This is a genomic window from Janthinobacterium lyxosi (genome assembly GCF_051380665.1).
GTDB lineage: Bacteria > Pseudomonadota > Gammaproteobacteria > Burkholderiales > Burkholderiaceae_D > Janthinobacterium.
This window is the reverse complement of record NZ_JBNYXM010000005.1, coordinates 196,383-213,745: the sequence shown is the minus strand read 5'-3', so window position 1 is coordinate 213,745 and position 17,363 is coordinate 196,383. Positions and strand designations below refer to the sequence as shown.

The 17,363-nt window shown below is 59.3% G+C and carries 21 protein-coding genes and 2 tRNA genes; 6 read left to right on the top strand and 17 right to left on the bottom strand.

The annotated features are described in order from the left end of the window. Positions 1-80: 80 nt before the first annotated feature. The 11 genes from ACQ4WP_RS07175 to ACQ4WP_RS07125 all read right to left on the bottom strand — a co-directional run bounded on the left by ACQ4WP_RS07175 (position 81) and on the right by ACQ4WP_RS07125 (position 9,253). Positions 81-713 (bottom strand): response regulator, encoded by a 633-nt coding sequence (locus ACQ4WP_RS07175; protein ID WP_034783185.1) that lies wholly within the window; start codon positions 711-713, stop codon positions 81-83. A 199-nt stretch (positions 714-912) separates the two neighbouring features. Then, positions 913-1,317 (bottom strand): MerR family transcriptional regulator, encoded by a 405-nt coding sequence (locus tag ACQ4WP_RS07170; protein ID WP_436519327.1) that lies wholly within the window; start codon positions 1,315-1,317, stop codon positions 913-915. 10 nt (positions 1,318-1,327) lie between these two features. Beyond that, entirely contained in the window at positions 1,328-1,675 is a 348-nt protein-coding gene (locus tag ACQ4WP_RS07165) for an integration host factor subunit alpha (protein ID WP_010399205.1), read from the bottom strand. Positions 1,676-1,845: 170 nt separating this feature from the next. After that, the gene (pheT, locus tag ACQ4WP_RS07160; protein WP_436519326.1) at positions 1,846-4,272 is read right to left on the bottom strand and encodes a phenylalanine--tRNA ligase subunit beta; all 2,427 of its coding nucleotides are present in this window, start codon (positions 4,270-4,272) and stop codon (positions 1,846-1,848) included. An 81-nt stretch (positions 4,273-4,353) separates the two neighbouring features. Continuing rightward, positions 4,354-5,370: a phenylalanine--tRNA ligase subunit alpha gene (pheS, locus tag ACQ4WP_RS07155; RefSeq protein ID WP_034751917.1), complete on the bottom strand. Its 1,017-nt coding sequence runs from the start codon at positions 5,368-5,370 to the stop codon at positions 4,354-4,356. 145 nt (positions 5,371-5,515) lie between these two features. After that, complete coding sequence (gene rplT / locus ACQ4WP_RS07150) at positions 5,516-5,875, bottom strand: 50S ribosomal protein L20 (protein WP_010399214.1); 360 nt, start codon at positions 5,873-5,875, stop codon at positions 5,516-5,518. Between the two features lie 26 nt (positions 5,876-5,901). Further along, a complete protein-coding gene (gene rpmI, locus ACQ4WP_RS07145; protein WP_010399216.1) occupies positions 5,902-6,099 on the bottom strand; it encodes a 50S ribosomal protein L35 in 198 nt (65 codons plus the stop codon). A gap of 227 nt (positions 6,100-6,326) precedes the next feature. After that, entirely contained in the window at positions 6,327-6,887 is a 561-nt protein-coding gene (gene infC / locus ACQ4WP_RS07140; protein ID WP_373629882.1) for a translation initiation factor IF-3, read from the bottom strand. Between the two features lie 12 nt (positions 6,888-6,899). Further along, positions 6,900-8,807 carry a threonine--tRNA ligase gene (gene thrS / locus ACQ4WP_RS07135; RefSeq protein WP_436519325.1) on the bottom strand — a complete coding sequence of 636 codons (1,908 nt, stop codon included), beginning with the start codon at positions 8,805-8,807 and terminating at the stop codon, positions 6,900-6,902. A gap of 211 nt (positions 8,808-9,018) precedes the next feature. After that, positions 9,019-9,095, bottom strand: a tRNA-Val gene (locus ACQ4WP_RS07130). 81 nt (positions 9,096-9,176) lie between these two features. Continuing rightward, positions 9,177-9,253 (bottom strand) — tRNA-Val (locus ACQ4WP_RS07125). Positions 9,254-9,400: 147 nt separating this feature from the next. Here ACQ4WP_RS07125 and ACQ4WP_RS07120 point away from each other — a divergent pair. Beyond that, entirely contained in the window at positions 9,401-9,865 is a 465-nt protein-coding gene (locus ACQ4WP_RS07120) for a hypothetical protein (protein WP_436519324.1), read from the top strand. A 15-nt stretch (positions 9,866-9,880) separates the two neighbouring features. Here the strand turns inward: ACQ4WP_RS07120 and ACQ4WP_RS07115 are convergent, their stop codons facing one another. Continuing rightward, a complete protein-coding gene (locus ACQ4WP_RS07115) occupies positions 9,881-10,990 on the bottom strand; it encodes an acyltransferase family protein (protein WP_436519323.1) in 1,110 nt (369 codons plus the stop codon). Between the two features lie 139 nt (positions 10,991-11,129). Here ACQ4WP_RS07115 and ACQ4WP_RS07110 point away from each other — a divergent pair, with 139 nt between their 5' ends. After that, positions 11,130-12,092, top strand: a complete 963-nt coding sequence (locus ACQ4WP_RS07110; protein WP_436519322.1) for a M14 family metallopeptidase — start codon at positions 11,130-11,132, stop codon at positions 12,090-12,092. On the opposite strand, the gene ACQ4WP_RS07105 is transcribed toward ACQ4WP_RS07110, so the two are convergent. Next, positions 12,093-12,422, bottom strand: coding sequence for an SMR family transporter (locus ACQ4WP_RS07105; RefSeq protein WP_150131135.1), 330 nt, complete (start codon positions 12,420-12,422; stop codon positions 12,093-12,095). 110 nt (positions 12,423-12,532) lie between these two features. After that, positions 12,533-12,853: a quaternary ammonium compound efflux SMR transporter SugE gene (gene sugE / locus ACQ4WP_RS07100; RefSeq protein ID WP_034783172.1), complete on the bottom strand. Its 321-nt coding sequence runs from the start codon at positions 12,851-12,853 to the stop codon at positions 12,533-12,535. A 210-nt stretch (positions 12,854-13,063) separates the two neighbouring features. Between sugE and ACQ4WP_RS07095 the strand changes: the two genes are divergently transcribed. The 3 genes from ACQ4WP_RS07095 to ACQ4WP_RS07085 all read left to right on the top strand — a co-directional run bounded on the left by ACQ4WP_RS07095 (position 13,064) and on the right by ACQ4WP_RS07085 (position 15,004). Next, positions 13,064-13,423: a DUF1304 domain-containing protein gene (locus ACQ4WP_RS07095; RefSeq protein ID WP_436519321.1), complete on the top strand. Its 360-nt coding sequence runs from the start codon at positions 13,064-13,066 to the stop codon at positions 13,421-13,423. Between the two features lie 163 nt (positions 13,424-13,586). Beyond that, positions 13,587-13,883, top strand: coding sequence for an ArsR/SmtB family transcription factor (locus tag ACQ4WP_RS07090; protein WP_436519320.1), 297 nt, complete (start codon positions 13,587-13,589; stop codon positions 13,881-13,883). Between the two features lie 56 nt (positions 13,884-13,939). After that, complete coding sequence (locus ACQ4WP_RS07085; protein ID WP_436519319.1) at positions 13,940-15,004, top strand: alkene reductase; 1,065 nt, start codon at positions 13,940-13,942, stop codon at positions 15,002-15,004. A 77-nt stretch (positions 15,005-15,081) separates the two neighbouring features. On the opposite strand, the gene ACQ4WP_RS07080 is transcribed toward ACQ4WP_RS07085, so the two are convergent. Further along, positions 15,082-15,303: a hypothetical protein gene (locus ACQ4WP_RS07080; protein WP_436519318.1), complete on the bottom strand. Its 222-nt coding sequence runs from the start codon at positions 15,301-15,303 to the stop codon at positions 15,082-15,084. 250 nt (positions 15,304-15,553) lie between these two features. On the opposite strand from ACQ4WP_RS07080, the gene ACQ4WP_RS07075 reads away from it, so the two are divergent. Beyond that, on the top strand, positions 15,554-16,165 hold the full coding sequence (locus ACQ4WP_RS07075) for a 1-acyl-sn-glycerol-3-phosphate acyltransferase (protein ID WP_436519317.1): 612 nt from the start codon (positions 15,554-15,556) through the stop codon (positions 16,163-16,165). Here ACQ4WP_RS07075 and ACQ4WP_RS07070 read toward each other — a convergent pair. Both ACQ4WP_RS07070 and ureG read right to left on the bottom strand, forming a co-directional pair. Further along, complete coding sequence (locus ACQ4WP_RS07070) at positions 16,162-16,722, bottom strand: HupE/UreJ family protein (RefSeq protein ID WP_436519316.1); 561 nt, start codon at positions 16,720-16,722, stop codon at positions 16,162-16,164. The genes ACQ4WP_RS07075 and ACQ4WP_RS07070 overlap by 4 nt on opposite strands. Next, positions 16,719-17,357: an urease accessory protein UreG gene (gene ureG, locus ACQ4WP_RS07065; RefSeq protein WP_436519315.1), complete on the bottom strand. Its 639-nt coding sequence runs from the start codon at positions 17,355-17,357 to the stop codon at positions 16,719-16,721. The genes ACQ4WP_RS07070 and ureG overlap by 4 nt, the downstream gene beginning before the upstream one ends. Between the last annotated feature and the right edge of the window lie 6 nt (positions 17,358-17,363).

Here is a 17,363-nt window from a genome sequence, read left to right as displayed (position 1 = left end):
CTCGCCACAGACTGCTGCACTGCACAAATCGTGCTGCGTAGCTGGCTGAGCGATCATGTTTCCATGATCGCACCGCTGCGCTAGTCAAGCAAATTGTTTTTCATTGCGTAATAGGTCAAGTCGCTGTTCGATTGCAAGCCCATTTTTTCCATGATGCGCGTACGGTAGGTACTCACCGTCTTGATGCTCAACGACAAGGCCACGCCGATATCGGACACGGTGGCGCCACGCGCCAGGCGCAGGAAGACCTGGAATTCGCGGTCCGACAATTCCGTATGCAGGGCGGCATTCGTATCGCGGTCGAACGACTGCGCCAGCAATTCGCCCACGGTGGAACTGACGTAGCGGCGTCCCTGGAACACGGTGCGCACGGCCGTCATCAACTCGTCGGCTTCGCATTCCTTGTTCAGATAGCCATTCGCGCCCATCTTGAACAGGTTCAGCGCATATTGCTGCGCCGGATAGCCGCTGAGGATCAACACGGGCAATTCCGGCTGGCCCTGGCGGATCGTGCGCAAGGTATCGATGCCGCTCTGGTCGGGCATGGCGATGTCGAGCAACAGCACATCGCAAATTTCGCGGCGGGCGATATCGAGCGCTTCACGCCCGGTACCGGCTTCCGCCACCACACTGAAATCGCTTGACGACGAAAAAATCTGTTTGAATCCAGCTCGTACTATTTGGTGATCATCACAAATGGCAACGCGTATCATTGTTTCCCCTTAAATTTTCCTGGCCTGGGAAAGACTACCGGAACCTGAACGCTGCTCCGGCTTAGCGTCACTAACAAAAACGCAACATTAACATTATATTCAAAATATGGCGTGCCGTACGATACCTGCAGCGCCAAGGCTTGTACCATGCAGTATAGTCAAGCGGTATCGGACAACCCCACCTATATTGGTACAAATCTTATTTTAGCAAGTTTAAAATCGCAATTAATTCATTGCGTATCCACACGCGGTCCAGCGGTGCTTCCTGCGGCACGACAGGCACGGCCGGCAGCACAGGCAGCTCATCGAGGACGGCATGCGATGCGCCACGGCTATCGAGCTTGTTGCGCGCGCCGCTGATGGTAAAGCCTTGCTCATACAACAATTCGCGGATGCGGCGTATCAGCAGCACCTCATGGTGCTGATAATAACGGCGGTTGCCACGTCGTTTGACCGGTTTGAGCTGGGAAAACTCCTGCTCCCAGTAGCGCAGTACGTGCGGTTTGACGCCGCACAATTCGCTCACCTCGCCGATCGTGAAATAGCGTTTCGCCGGAATGGGCGGCAAGGCGATCAACTCGGTTTTACTGATGCGCTCGTTCATCGCCACTCACTCAGGCAGCACGTGCCAGCGGACTGGTCTCTTCGACCATGCTTTTCAGCTTCTGGCTCGCATGAAAGGTCACGACACGGCGCGCCGTGATGGGGATCTCTTCGCCCGTCTTCGGATTGCGGCCCGGCCGCTGCGGCTTGTCGCGCAACTGGAAATTGCCGAAACCGGACAACTTGACGGCCTCGCCCCGCTCGAGCGCATTGCGGATCTCGTCGAAAAAGGTCTCGACCATATCCTTCGCCTCGCGCTTGTTCAGGCCCACTTGCTCGAACAACAGTTCAGCCAGCTCAGCCTTGGTCAAGGTGGGTAAATCTTTTTCCGCCTCCTGGCGCACTTTGGCAACCAGCATGGCCCGATGCAGATCGGCGGCCAGTGCGGATTGCAGTACGGCGGAATCAACGTCGCTGTTATTAATTTTCCTGCCCTGCCTTTTCTGTGCGCCAGAGCCTGCCACATGGCAAGCTCGTCTACGGTTGACGACGGAAAGGCCGTCACGCTAGGCGACGACCAGTCCGGTAATTACGAACGCAGTTTCGCGTCGTGTCCCTGCTTGGCTGCGTCGATCAGGACAGCCATCAGGCCATCGACGACATCGTCTTGCAGAGTGTTTTGAGTATCTTGCAAGCTAATCCGGAAAGCAAGGCTTTTTTCATCCGTTTCCAGCCCTTTTCCACGATATTCATCAAATAAAACAATGGCTTGCACGACACGCGCTGCAGGGCTTGCCTTGGCGGCAGCATCGAAACTGTCGAGCAGATCCTGCACCGCCACCGATTGCTTGACGACCACGGCCAGATCGCGGCTGGCGCCAGGGAATTTCGAGATTTCCTGGTACACGGGCACGACTCTTTGCGTCAGGGCAGCGGCGTCGACTTCGAACAGCACGGGCGCCAGCGGCAAGTCATACTTTTGCATCCAGCGCGGGTGCAATTCGCCGATGAAACCGATGACCTTGCCATCGAGTTCCACGTTGGCCGAGCGACCCGGATGCAGGGCTGGGTGTTCCGCCTTGCTAAAACGCAAGACCAGCGGCGCGAACAGCGCTTCCAGGTCCGCCTTCACGTCAAAGAAGTTGACCGTGCGTGTAACCTGGCCCCACTGCTCGTCCGCCACCGCGCCGTAGGCCATGGCCGCCACGCGTTTTGGCTGGGCGTAGCCGGCCACTGACAAGGGACCGTTTTCCACGCTGTCGTCGCGCTGGTAAATGGCGCCCACTTCGAAGATGCGCACGCGGTTCGTCTTGCGGTTCAGGTTATAGCGCACATTGGCGATCAGGCTGCCGATCAGCGAGGAACGCATCACGCTCATCTGGCTGGCGATCGGGTTCTGCAATTTGATCGGATGCGTGTTGCCCGAGAAATCGCGCTCCCATGCCGTATCGACAAAGCTCATATTAACCACTTCCTGGAAGCCCAGGTCGGCCAGCTCATGACGTACCGCAAACAGGGAGCGGGTATTTTCTGGTGCAATCTGCATCACGTTCGCAGCCACGGGCGGCAAGGTCGGGATGTTTTCAAAGCCGTACACGCGCGCCACTTCCTCGATCAAGTCTTCCTCGATCTCGATGTCGAAACGGTAGCTGGGCGAGGTCACGGAAAACACGCCGTCCGCCAGGGTGAATGGCAGGGCCAGACGCGTGAAGATATCGGCGATCAACGCATCATTGAGCGGCACGCCGATGACCTTTTGCGCGCGCGCCGTGCGCATCGTCACGGGCTGACGCTGCGGCAAGTTCACCACGTGGTCGTCGACGGGGCCGATGGTCGTCGTCGGCGTGCCGCAGATTTCCACGATCAGGGCCGTGATGCGCTCGATGTGCTCGACGGTGGTGGCGAAATCGACGCCGCGTTCGAAGCGGTGCGCCGCATCGGTGGAGAAATTCAAACGGCGCGCGCGGCCTTGGATGGCATTTGGCCACCAGAATGCCGCTTCCAGGTAGATGCTGTCCGTATCGTCCGATACCGAACTGGCGTCGCCGCCCATGATGCCGGCCAGCGATTCGATTTGCTGCTCATCGGCAATGACACCGATCCACTCGTCGACGGCAATGGTGTTGCCATTCAACAACTTGACGGATTCACCCGCCTTGCCCCAACGCACGTCGAGGCTGCCGTGGATCTTTGCCAGGTCAAACACGTGGCTAGGACGACCCAGTTCCAGCATGACATAGTTGGAAATGTCGACCAGGGCCGACAGCGGACGCTGGCCGCTGCGCTCGAGGCGCTGCTTCATCCAGTCCGGGGTGGCCGCACGGGCGTTCAAGCCGCGGATGACACGCCCCGTGAAACGGCCGCACAGGTCCGGCGCGCTGACTTTCACGGGCAAGACTTCGTCGCTGGAAACAGGCACGGTGCGGAACTGCGGCACATTCAGGGGCACGCCCGTGAGAGCCGACACTTCGCGCGCCACGCCCAGCACCGACAGACAGTCCGCCTTGTTTGGCGTCAACTTGATGGTGAATTTCAAGTCATTCAGCGCAAAGTAGTCGCGGAAATTCTGGCCGATCGGTGCGTCGTCCGGCAATTCCATCAAGCCGGCGTTTTCTTCCGACAATTTCAATTCGCGCGCGGAGCACAGCATGCCTTGCGACTCGACGCCGCGCAGCTGGCCCACCTTGATTTCAAACGGCTTGCCATCGGCGCCGGGAGGCAGCACGGCGCCCGCCATCGCGCAGACGACTTTCAAGCCCGGGCGCACGTTCGGTGCGCCGCAGACGATATTGAGCATGGTGCCCGTGCCGACGTCGACCTGGCACACATTCAGGCGGTCCGCGTTCGGATGTTTTTCCATCTCCAGGACCAGGCCTACCACCACGTTCGAGAACGGCGGGGCGACAGGATCGACGTCCTCGACTTCGAGACCGGACATGGTCAGCAGATGGGCCAGTTCGTCCGAAGTCATCTTCGGATCGACCATGGTACGGAGCCAGTTTTCGGAAAATTGCATAATCAAGCCTTCAAATGTTCAATACGCGAGCATGCAAGGGCACGCTCCAGCGCATCGAGTGACATGGAATAATGAAACGCCTTAGTTAAACTGCTTGAGGAAGCGCAAGTCGCCCTCGTAAAACAGACGCAGGTCGTTGATGCCGTAACGCAGCATCGTCAAGCGTTCCAGGCCGGAGCCGAAAGCAAAACCGATGAATTTCTCGGGATCGAGGCCGAAGTTCTTCACCACGGTCGGATGCACCTGGCCGGCGCCCGACACTTCCAGCCAGCGGCCCTTCAAAGGACCCGAACCGAAGGCGATATCGATCTCGGCCGACGGTTCCGTGAACGGGAAGTACGATGGGCGGAAGCGCACTTGCAAGTCGTCCGTCTCGAAAAAGGCCTTGACGAAGTTCAGGTACACGCCCTTCAAGTCGGCAAAGCTGATGTCTTCGGCGATCCACAGGCCTTCGACTTGGTGGAACATCGGCGAATGGGTGGCATCGCTGTCGACGCGGTAGGTGCGGCCCGGCGCGATGACCTTGATCGGCGGCGTATGCGTGCGCGCATAGCGCACCTGCATGGGGCTCGTATGCGTGCGCAGCAGCAAGGGCTTGCCATCGGTGTCGTTGCCATCGATGTAGAAAGTATCTTGCATGGAACGGGCTGGATGGTTTTCCGGGCTGTTGAGCGCCGTGAAGTTGGTCCAGTCATTCTCGATTTCGGGGCCGTCGGCCACGTCGAAGCCGATCGAGCGGAAGATTTCCTCGACCCGCTCCCACGTGCGCATCACGGGATGGATGCCGCCGGGCATGCGGCCACGGCCTGGCAGGGTCACGTCGATCGCTTCGGCGTTCAGACGGCCTTGCATTTGGGCATCGGCCAGCGCATCACGGCGCGCCGTCAGCGCGTCCTCAATCTGCACTTTGACGGCATTGATCAGGGCGCCTTGCGCTTTGCGCGCGTCCGGGTCCAGCTTGCCCAGGCCCTTCATCATTTCGGTAATCTGGCCAGTCTTGCCCAGGTAGCGGGCTTTGGCGTTTTCAAGTGCGGCAGCGTCTGCGGCGGCGATAAAGTCAGCCTGGGCCGAGACGACGAGTTCTTCTAGGGAGTTCATGCGGCATTTCCTGTTTTGGACATCAATTCTGGACTCGATTATCAAAAGTCCAACAATCAAAAACGGAAACGGGGCATAAGGTTCACACCCCTGCCCCGCTCTTTATGACGTCACCCTACGGATGACGTTGTGCAATGACCGATGCTTACGCAGCGATTTTTGCTTTAACTGCGTTGACAATCGCAGCGAATGCTGGTTTGTCCATCACAGCCATATCGGCCAGGACTTTACGGTCCAGTTCGATATTTGCTTTTTTCAAGCCGTTCATGAATACGCTGTACGTTACGCCATGCTCACGGGAAGCGGCGTTGATACGGGCGATCCACAGGCGGCGGAAAACGCGTTTCTTGTTGCGGCGATCGCGGTAAGCGTATTGGCCAGCGCGCATGACTGCTTGCTTGGCAACACGGTATACGCGGCTGCGGCGACCACGGTAGCCTTTAGCTTGAACAAGAATCTTTTTATGACGGGCACGAGCTGTAACCCCACGTTTTACTCTAGGCATAGTAACTCCTTATATTGAGTGTGAGATTAAGCAGTCGGCATCATGCGGTAGACGGATTTCACGTCAGACGCAGCGACATTGGTGGTACCGCGCAGAGCGCGTTTCAGCTTGGTGGTTTTCTTGGTCAAGATGTGGCGTTTGAACGCATGACCACATTTAACAGTACCACCCGGACGCACGCGAAAACGTTTTTTCGCAGAGCTTTTGGTCTTCATTTTAGGCATAGCAATCTGTCCTCTTACGGACAGCTCCATTTATCACAGGATTGCAGGTGGCAACACGACGCTGCGCTTAGATGCCTGCTTTCACATGCGGTGCAGCGGATGCAAGTCCGCTACAGTTCGCGCGGCCCGGACATTGCTGAACGGGCCGCGCAAATTCTGCCTGGAATCGTGTGTCGCACCAATGCTGGCACAAACCACGTCGATCCACAGTAAAACGCTATTGTAGCTTACTTCTTCTTCTTAGGCGAAAGAACCATGATCATTTGGCGGCCTTCCATCTTCGGGAACTGCTCGACCTGGCCGTACGGTTCCAGATCGGCCTTCAGACGTTCCAGCATACGGAAGCCAATATCCTGATGCGCCATCTCACGACCGCGGAAACGCAGCGTGATTTTGGTTTTATCGCCTTCATCGAGGAACTTGATGAGATTGCGCAACTTGATATTGTAGTCACCATCATCAGTTCCCGGACGGAATTTGACTTCCTTCACGAGGATGATCTTTTGCTTCAATTTGGCTTCGTGAGCTTTCTTTTGCTCCGAATACTTAAATTTGCCGTAGTCCATCAAACGGCACACCGGAGGCTGCGCGGTAGGCGCAATTTCCACCAGGTCGACGTTTGCCTCTTCCGCCAGGCGGAAGGCTTCAGCCAAACTTACGATACCGAGTGGCTCGTTATCGACCCCGCTTAAACGCATTTCAGGGGCAGTGATTTCGCCATTGATGCGATGTGACTTGTCAGTAGCTATTGTAATTTCCTTTAAAAATCTTGTAAGACGGTCGTGCAGCGAGTTTCCTCGTCAGGCCTTGGTGTCGACTTCATGTTTGAGTCGCTCAATCAGGGCATCGACGGACATGACACCCAGATCGATATTGCCCCGCGCCCGCACGGCCACTGTATTCGCATCCCGTTCTTTGTCACCAATTACTAAGATGTAAGGCAATTTTTGTACGGAATGTTCACGTATTTTATAGGTAATCTTCTCGTTACGCAAATCAGCCTGTACGCGCAGCCCCGCTTTGCGCAGTTTTGTTGTAACTTCCTGTACATATTCGGCTTGAGCGTCGGAAATATTCAACACCGACACTTGCACTGGCGCCAACCACAACGGCATGGCGCCCGCATAGTGTTCGATCAGGATGCCGATGAAACGTTCCAGCGAACCCACGATCGCGCGGTGCAGCATGATCGGTACCTGGCGCGTATTGTCTACTGCCACATATTCGGCGCCCAAACGGCCCGGCATCGACGGGTCGATTTGCACGGTGCCCACCTGCCATGCGCGGCCCAGACTGTCTTTCAAGTGGTATTCGATCTTCGGACCGTAGAATGCACCCTCGCCCGGCAATTCCGTCCACTCTACGCCGCAGGCGCGCAGGGCCGAACGCAGCGATTCCTCGGCAAAATCCCACGACTCTTCGGTGCCGATGCGGTTATCCGGGCGCAAGGCCAGTTTCACATCGATATTCGTAAAGCCGAAGGCCGTGTACACATCCATCGCCTGCTGGTGGAAAGCCGTCACTTCGCCGGCGATCTGCTCTTCCAGGCAGAAAATGTGACCATCATCCTGCGTAAAGCCGCGCACGCGCATCATGCCGTGCAAGGCACCCGATGGCTCATTGCGGTGGCATTGGCCAAATTCGCCGTAGCGCAATGGCAAGTCGCGGTAGCTGCGCATGCCGTTGTTGAAAATCTGGATATGGCCAGGGCAATTCATCGGTTTCAGCGCATAGGCGCGGTTTTCCGATTCCGTGATGAACATGTTTTCACGGTAATTGTCCCAGTGACCGGTTTTTTCCCACAGGCCACGGTCGAGAATTTGCGGCGCCTTGACTTCCTGGTAGCCGTTGACCTGGTACACATTGCGCATGTATTGCTCGACTTGCTGCCAGATCGACCAGCCCTTCGGATGCCAGAAGATCAGGCCTGGTGCTTCTTCCTGGAAATGGAAGAAATCGAGCTGCTTGCCCAACTTGCGGTGATCGCGCTTTTCCGCCTCTTCCAGGTTATGCAGGTACAGTTCCTGGTCTTCCTTCTTGGCCCAGGCCGTGCCATAGATACGCTGCAGCATCTCGTTTTTCGAGTCGCCGCGCCAGTAGGCGCCGGCCAGCTTCATCAGCTTGAATACTTTCAGCTTGCCCGTCGATGGCACGTGGGGGCCGCGGCACAAGTCCGTGAACTTGCCTTCAGAATACAGCGACACTTCCTGGTCGGCCGGAATCGAGCCGATCAGCTCAGCCTTGTAGGCTTCGCCGATACCCTTGAAGTAGGCTATGGCTTCGTCACGCGCCACCACCTTGCGCGTGACCTGCTCATCCTTCTTGGCCAGTTCCATCATTTTCTTTTCGATCGCCGTCAAATCTTCCGGCGTGAACGGGCGCTTGTAGGCGAAGTCATAGTAAAAGCCGTTGTCGATCACGGGACCGATGGTCACTTGCGCGTCCGGGAACAGTTCCTTGACGGCATATGCCAGCAAGTGGGCCGTCGAGTGGCGAATCACTTCCAGGCCATCGGCATCCTTGTCCGTGACAATCGCCAGTTCGGCATCTTGCTCGATCAGATAGGAGGTGTCGACCAGCTTGCCATCGACCTTGCCAGCCAGGGCAGCCTTGGCCAGGCCGGTACCAATATTGGCCGCAACCTGGGCCACGGTGACCGGGCCGTCAAATTGACGGGCGGAACCATCGGGAAGTCGGATTGTAAGCATATTGATCTCCATATCGGCGCTGGCGCCAGGTAAAACTGCGGTGTAATGGGTAAAATAACTGAAAGGAAAACGCAGACGCAAAAAAACGCGGACTAGCCGCGTTTTTCACTTTCTTGAGACAAAGGAAACCCGTTCGACTAGCGTCACTCCCAAAGCTTGGTAGTAGTTCGCGGTGTCATAACCGGTTTTACCTTTCTCTCTCACTGCATTCTGGTGGGCGGTGAGGAATTCGAATCCCCGACCCCTTGGATGTCGACCAAGTATTCTAACCAGCTGAACTAACCGCCCGTAAAACTTTTGTTGATCATTTTATTTCAAATGACCGCTTGCGGCTTGCGCCAGCTTAAAAAACCATCTACTGCCAAATTCTGGTGGGCGGTGAGGAATTCGAATCCCCGACCCCTTGGATGTCGACCAAGTATTCTAACCAGCTGAACTAACCGCCCCGAAGACCAGCATTATAGAGAGGCTTTCCCAGAATGACAAGGGCTGTTTTACAGGAAACTTTAATCTGTTTTTCATCCGCTTCCCGGGCGTCAGCCTCTTTATACAGAGTCGGCCCGGCACGCGCGGAATGCCGCTAGAATCGCGGCATGAACTCCACCATATTCAGCTGGCTGAAAACCCTGAGCCGCGTCTGCGGTTTCGAAACGGCCGATTCCTTCCCGCCCGGCCACCCGTATGCGCGCACGCGCTGGAATGCCGCGTACTTCGATATCGCTTCCGACGTGAAGCCGGACGAGATGGAGCGGCGCCTGTGCGCGGCCATCGCCAACACGCCGAGCGTCTTCGCCTACATCAGCAATCCCACGCCGCGCATGCAGCGCGCGCTACTGAACGTGATCCACGACCGGCTACGGCGCCAGCCCGGCGCGGGCGCCACGGACCTGGTCTTGTTATTGATCAATGCCTACGCCAGCCCCCACATCACGGAAGCCGTGCCCGGCCTGCGCACCGTGATCTTCAACACGGAACACGAAGACACGAATCTGCGCGTGCATGCCATCCTGGAATTGCTGGTAGGCACGCCGCGGGGGCTGGACGTCATCGATATGTAGTGAACGAGATGTAAATCAGGCGTGATTGGCGGGAACATAGCGCGCCCGCAAGCGCATGAACGGCGTTTCCACCAATCTATACAGGAGCCAGCCCGTGGCAATGCTGAGCAGTATCATCACCAGCATGGCCGGCAGGCTGTCCGGCCCATAACCCATATCCTGCAAGAGCGGGCGCAGCAAAATGCACAACTGCTTGTGCAGCAGGTAAATTGCATACGACCACAGGGCCAGGCTGGCCGCGCCCGGCACGCGCACCTTGTACAGGATGCTGGCGGGACTCAGCGCGGCAATCAGCAATAAAGTAAAACTGGCCGCCAGGGCCGGATAGCCGAACACCGTCACGCTATAGCCATAGTGATCGGTGAGAAACACATAAAACATCAGCGCCGTGCCAGCGATTCCTGCCAGCAAGGTACGGTTGCCGTACGAGGTCAGGCGCAGCCACGCGCCCGGATGGTAATTTCTCAGCAGCGCGAGCGCCACGCCCGCCACCAGCTCGTCGAAGCGGCACCACGACGCGTAATAAATGTATTTGTAATAGCCAAGGCCGCCGCGCGGCACTTGCACGTATTCATCCCACAGATACGCGCGCAGCAGCATGCCGACGATAAAGCTGGCGGCCACGGCCAGCCATGCCCACAGCAGCGACTTGCGGCAGGCGGCGATCAACAGCGCCACGGCCGGCAACAGCACGTAGAACTGCTCCTCCACGCACAGCGTCCACGCGTGCGAAAACGCCGTGCCCGGCGTCAAATTGATGTTCTGCGTAAACGTCAGGAATTTCCACAGCGGCAGCAGCGCGCTATCGCCGCGAAACGCGGGCCATAAATAATACAGGGCCAGCACGGCATAGAAACTGGGCAAGGTACGCAGGAAGCGCCGCGCATAGAAGCGGGACAAGGAAAAGCCGTGTTCGCTGCGCAAGGACGCAAAGATCTGGTTGCCGATCAGGTAGCCGCTGAGGGCAAAGAACAGGTCCACGCCCGTCCAGCCGATTTCTCCCCAGAAACCAAACGCCCCGCCGTCGCTGACGAACAGCAAATAATGGTTCATGAACACCAGCACGATGGCCAGCGCGCGCAAGGTATCGAGACCAGCCAGGCGGGAGGAAGACGAAGACGACATGGATATCAGCAATGGAAAACAACGGTGGCGCCGATCATGCCATGCCGCACACTGCCATGGCCAACTTTTTACAGGCGGCCACGGCGAATCCCGCTAAAATATGCCGACCCCGCTTTCCCTTCCCGCAACAGCATAGGATATGTCCAGCATGAGCAGCGCACTCCATTTCAAATCCATCAACTACACGGGCCAGGGCAGCGGCCCGCGCCTGATCGTCACGGGCGCCGTGCACGGCAATGAAACCTGCGGCACCAAGGGCATCCACCGCGTGATGGCTGAACTCGACAGCGGCGCCCTCTCCATCGTGGCCGGCAGCGTCACCTTCGTGCCCATCACCAATCCACTCGCTTACGCCAAGGGCGTGCGCAGCGGCGACCGCAACCTGAACCGCAACCTGTTCCCGAACGACAATCCGCAGGATTTCGAAGACCGCATCGCCAACTGGCTGTGCCCGCTGCTGGGCCAGCACGACGTGCTGCTGGACTTGCACTCGTTTAATGCCGACAGCCAGCCCTTCGTCATGGTAGGGCCGCGCAACAATGATGGCCCGCTGCAGCCGTTTCAACATGAAGACAAGGAACGCGCGCTGGCGCGCCGCCTGGGCGTGCGCCGCTTCGTCGATGGCTGGCTGCATGCGTATGGCCAGGGCGTGCAACGCCGCCTGGGCAATAGCGACCAGGTGGGCCTGGTCTTGCGCTACGGCGTGGGCACGACCGAATACATGCGCTCGACGGGCGGCTACGCGCTGACCCTGGAATGCGGCCAGCACGCAGACCCGGCCGCGCCGGATGTCGCCTACCGCGCCATCATGAACACGCTCGCCTTCCTCGGCTTCATCAATGCAGCGCAACCGCAGCCGATCGCAGACGCCGACATGGAAGCGCTGAACATGGTCGTCGTGCACGACAAACTGCACGCGAACGACCGCTTCATCAAGACCTGGTCCAGCTTTGACAAGGTCAAACAGGGCGAGCAAATCGGTGTGCGCGCGGACGGCACGCCCGTGACGGCCGAATTCGACGCCTACATCCTCTTCCCGGACGTCAATGCGGCGGCGAATGCGGAGTGGTATTACCTGGCGCGGGTGGCCAGCAGCTTTTGATTAATGTCCGACGGACTTCGAAAACAAATTGATCACCAGCACGCCGGCAATGATCAGCCCCAGGCCGATCAAGGCCGGCGTATCCAGGCTCTGCTTGAACCAGAACCAGCCGACGGCGGAAATGAGCACGATGCCCACGCCCGACCAGATCGCATACACGATGCCGGTAGGAATCACCTTCAAGGTCAGGGACAAGCACCAGAAGGCGATGCTGTAGCCGACCACGGTGATGACACTGGGCCACAAGCGGCTGAAACCGTCGGACGCCTTCAAGGCGCTGGTGGCGATGACTTCGGCGATGATGGCGATGGCCAGGTAGAAATACGTCATGGCGAGGCTCATGCGACAGTCCTTTCAAGGTAAATCAAAACAACAACGCCCTGCCCGCCCGCCGCCTGGTCGATCAGGGCGGCACGACGGCGCAGGGCGCGTCAGGGAAATTATTGTGGGCTAAGCAGCTTCAAGCCCAGGATACCCGATACGATCAAGGCGATGCAGGCAATGCGCGCGGCGCTCGCCGGTTCACCCAGCACCATGATGCCGAAGATGGCCGTCCCAACGGTGCCGATGCCGGTCCAGATGGCATACGCCGTGCCTAGCGGCAAGGTGCGTAGCGCCAGGCCCAGCATCACCACGCTGCCCAGCATGGAAATGGCCGTCAGTACGGATGGCACGAGGCGGGTAAAGCCGGCGCTATATTTGAGGCCGATGGCCCAGCCAATTTCCAGCAAGCCAGCCAATACCAGGATGATCCACGCCATCATTTCTCCCGAGGTGGCAGGGCCGTCCCCGCCATGCAGCCCCGTCATCGAGCGGGGTCGTCCCCACAGGAGCAAAAGGAAAAGTATACCATTGGGTGAAAACGCTTGCAGCAAGCACATTTTTTCCAGCGCGACCGCTCCAGTCAAATGGAGCCAAAACACATGCTGGTGGCAACATAATGACTGCATCTCAACCATTCAGGAGCGACGATGCACATTCTGGCCCAGGTTCTTACCGCCCTCATCCTGCTGCTGCACGTCTACATCGTGTTGCTGGAAACCGTGCTGTTCGATACGCGCGGACGCAAGGTATTTGGCCTGTCCAAGGAAAAAGCGAAGCTCGTGCGTCCTGCCATGTCGAATCAGGGCTGCTATAACGGCTTTCTCGTCGCGGCGCTGGCGCTGGGCTTTTTTCACCCGGACGCGGCCATCGCCCATGCATTCACCGTCTTCGGCCTGGCGTGCATCGCCGTGGCCGGCGTGTGGGGCGCGGCGACCATCATGACACGCATCCTCTACCTGCAAACGGCGCCCGCCGTCATCGCCCTGCTGCTGTTCCACTTCGACTGATGCCTGCCGGGCGGCCTGCCATGCGGCCGCCCAACGCCTGCCCTCCTTGAAAAATCCACGCCGCCAGCAGGTTTTTTATTTATATCGCAATATACCGATATTGAAATTTACAAAAGACGATACATATATCGCCCACAGACGAACATCGACCAGGAGAAACAGCATGGACATCGACGCCATCCACAAGGCGCTGGCCAACCCCGTGCGGCGACAGATCCTGCAATGGCTGAAGGAGCCGGAGCAGCATTTCGCCCAGCAAGACCATCCGCTCGACTTCGGCGTCTGTGCCGGACTGATCGACCGCAACCTGGGCCTGTCGCAATCGACGGTCTCGGCCCACCTGGCCACCTTGCAAAAGGCCGGTTTGATTTCCGCCAGAAAAGTCGGGCAGTGGAGTTTCTTCAAGCGCAATGAAGCCACCATCCAGGCTTTTCTGGAACATATGCAGCAAGGTTTGTAAGCGTAGCCCCAACCATATCGCCGTCCGCGGCACTCTCGACAGGAAAGATAGCAATCATGGCAACCTTATTCAACCCCATCACCATGGGCAGTCTGCAACTGAAAAACCGCATCATCATGGCGCCGCTGACGCGTTCGCGCGCTGGCAATCCGGGCCGCGTGCCCAACGCCTTGATGGCCGAGTACTATGCGCAGCGCGCTTCGGCCGGCATGATCATCTCGGAAGCGACGGCCGTCACGCCGCAGGGTGTGGGCTATGCCGACACGCCGGGCATCTGGTCCGAAGAACAGGTGGAAGGCTGGAAACACATCACCCGGGCCGTGCATGAGGCAGGCGGCCTGATCGTGCTGCAACTGTGGCATGTGGGCCGCATTTCTGCGCCCGTCTTCCTCGATGGCGACTTGCCCGTGGCGCCCAGCGCCGTCAAGCCGGCCGGCCATGTCAGCCTGCTGCGCCCGAAACAGGAATTCGTCACGCCGCGCGCGCTCGATACGGAAGAGATTCCCGGCATCGTGGCGGCTTACCGCCTGGGCGCCGAGAATGCGAAAAAAGCCGGTTTCGACGGCGTGGAAATCCACGGCGCGAATGGTTATTTGCTCGACCAGTTCCTGCAAGACAGCACCAACTTGCGCACCGACAACTACGGCGGCTCGATTGAAAACCGCGCCCGCCTGATGCTGGAAGTGACGGATGCGTGCATCGAGGTATGGGGCGCTGACAAGGTGGGCATGCATTTGGCGCCGCGCCGCGACGCGCACGACATGGGCGACTCGAACCCGCGCGCCACCTTCGGCTATGTGGCGCGCGAGCTGGGCAAGCGCGGCATCGCCTTCATCTGCGCGCGCGAAGCGCTCGGTGAAGACCGCCTGGGCCCGTACCTGAAACAGGAATTTGGCGGCGTGTATATTGCCAACGAGAAAATGGACAAGGCGGCGGCCGAAGCCTTGCTGGCCAAGGGCGAAGCCGATGCCGTGGCCTTCGGCCTGTGGTTCATCGCCAATCCCGACCTGCCCATCCGGCTGCACAGCGACGCGCCATTGAATCCGCTGAATGCGGACACCCTGTACGCACCGGACGCTGCCGGCTACACGGATTACCCGGCACTGGCGGCACTGGCTTAAACAGCGCCCTCAGCGCAACACCCTCAGCGGCCCTTCGCCGCTCCGCCGCCTTACTTTCGCCGCAGTTCCCCCCACCTTCAGCGCCATCGGCGCCGTGCCGGCCGGGCCGGGCGGCGCGCATGCACGCTGCTGAACACACGGCGTATCACCTCGGCCGGCACCGCGTGCTCGCGCAAATAGGCTGTCGCCACCGTCCGGCCCAGGGTGTGATGAAACGCCACGCCACGCTCAACGAGCTCGGCCATCACTTTGTCCGTTCGGACATGCTCCCCAGGTACATCATCGATACTGTTTTTCATGCCATGGCTCCCTGTCGGGTGGATCAACGCTACATCAAGTTTTGACCACATTGTGCGCATTTAGTGCCCGCCAGAGTCGCAAAGCATCGTTAAAATAGCAGCGACAACGGCCCCGGCGCCGCATGAATTGCGGCCTCGGCTGCTTGTCGCCACCGCCAGCCCCGTATAGAATGCCTGCGCAGAATTTTTGCTTCAAGGAAAATGGCCAGCAGCGCCATCCCATTAAGAATAGTGTCACTGAAGGGTATCAATGGACGATTTATTTGTACAAGCGGGCGACTTGCCGACTTGGCACCAGCGCTGCGCGTTGCGCGTGCTGCAGCTGTTTGGCTGGCGCATGCGCTTCCGTCCCCTGCCGGGGCCGCGCGGCATCGTCGTCGTCTACCCGCACACGTCGAACTGGGATTTCATGGTGGGCCTGTTCGGCAAATGGGCGCTGTCCCTGCCGTTCCGCTGGCTGGCCAAGGATTCCCTGTTCCGCGGCCCGATGGGCAAGGTGCTGCGCTACCTAGGCGGCGAACCCGTCGACCGCAGCACCACCAGCGGCACCATCGGCCGCCAGGCCGAGCGCATGCTGGCCGCCGACTGGTACTGGCTGGCCATCACGCCGGAAGCGACGCGCAGCTACCGTCCGAACTGGAAAAGCGGCTTTTATCACCTGGCCCTGGCCGCCAAGGTGCCGCTGTTGCTGGTGTATATCGACTACCCGAACAAGGTGCTGGGCGTCGTCGACCATATCTATCTGACGGGCGACAAGGAAGCCGACATGGCCGCCATCGCCGCCGTGTATGCGGGCCACCAGGGCTTGCACCCGGAAAAGGCGGCGCCCATCGTGCTGTCCGAGAAGCGCCCCGGCGCCTAATTCATTCCCATCAGCACCACGCCGGCGGCCGTCAAGGCCACGCCGGCCACGCGCAGCACGCGCTCGGCCATCACCTGGCCGGCGAAACGTCCCGCACACAGCAGAATGGCCGAAGCCAGCATGAAGCCGCACGCGGCCGAGGCAGCCGGCAATTCCTGGCCATGCGCATTACCATGCGCCAGCGCAAACATGCCCACCAATCCCATACCGAGCCAGTTCGGCAGAGCCAGCGCCAGCGCGATGACCAGCCCGACCAGCGCCACCGTGGCGGCGATGCCCGTTTCCAGACCGGGCACCGTCAAGCCCGCCATGCCGGCCAGCGCACCGAGCAGCATCATGCCCAGGAAAGCGGCCGGCTGGGCCAGGCCGCGGCGCTGCTGGCCGCCCCAGAGGCCCACGCCCAGCATGGCCAGCAAATGGTCGATGCCCGTGAACGGATGGGCGAAACCGGCCAGGAAGCCCACGCTCTCGCCATGACCGGGGTGGGCCACGGCGGGCAGCGCCAGCAGGCACAGGGCCGCCACCGCGGCTGTTTTCTTCATCAGTCTTGCGCTCATTGCAGCTCCTTGCCTGGTTGGTCGAGCAAACCTTGCTCGCGGATAAAATCGATGACGACCTGCACACCGTCGCCGCTGCGCAGATTGGTAAACACGAAGGGGCGTTCGCCGCGCATGCGCTTGGCATCCTGCGCCATCACGTCCAGATTGGCGCCCACATACGGTGCCAGGTCCGTCTTGTTGATAATGAGCAAATCGGAGCGCGTGATGCCGGGCCCGCCCTTGCGCGGGATTTTTTCGCCGCCGGCCACGTCGATCACGTAAATCGTCAGGTCCGACAGTTCCGGGCTGAAGGTGGCGGCCAGGTTATCGCCGCCCGATTCGACCAGGATCAAGTCCAGCTTGGGAAAATCTGCTTGCATGCGCGCGATGGCTTCCAGGTTGATGGAGGCGTCTTCGCGGATGGCCGTGTGCGGGCAGCCGCCCGTCTCCACGCCCATCAAACGCTCGGCCGGCAAGGCATCCGCGCGCAGCAGGATTTCCATGTCTTCTTTGGTATAGATGTCATTCGTGATGACGGCCATGTCGTAGCGCTCGCGCATGCCCTTGCACAGCATTTCGCACAGGGCCGTCTTGCCCGATCCGACTGGCCCGCCGATGCCCACGCGCAGCGGATTGGAGGTAATCGATGTCATGTTTGC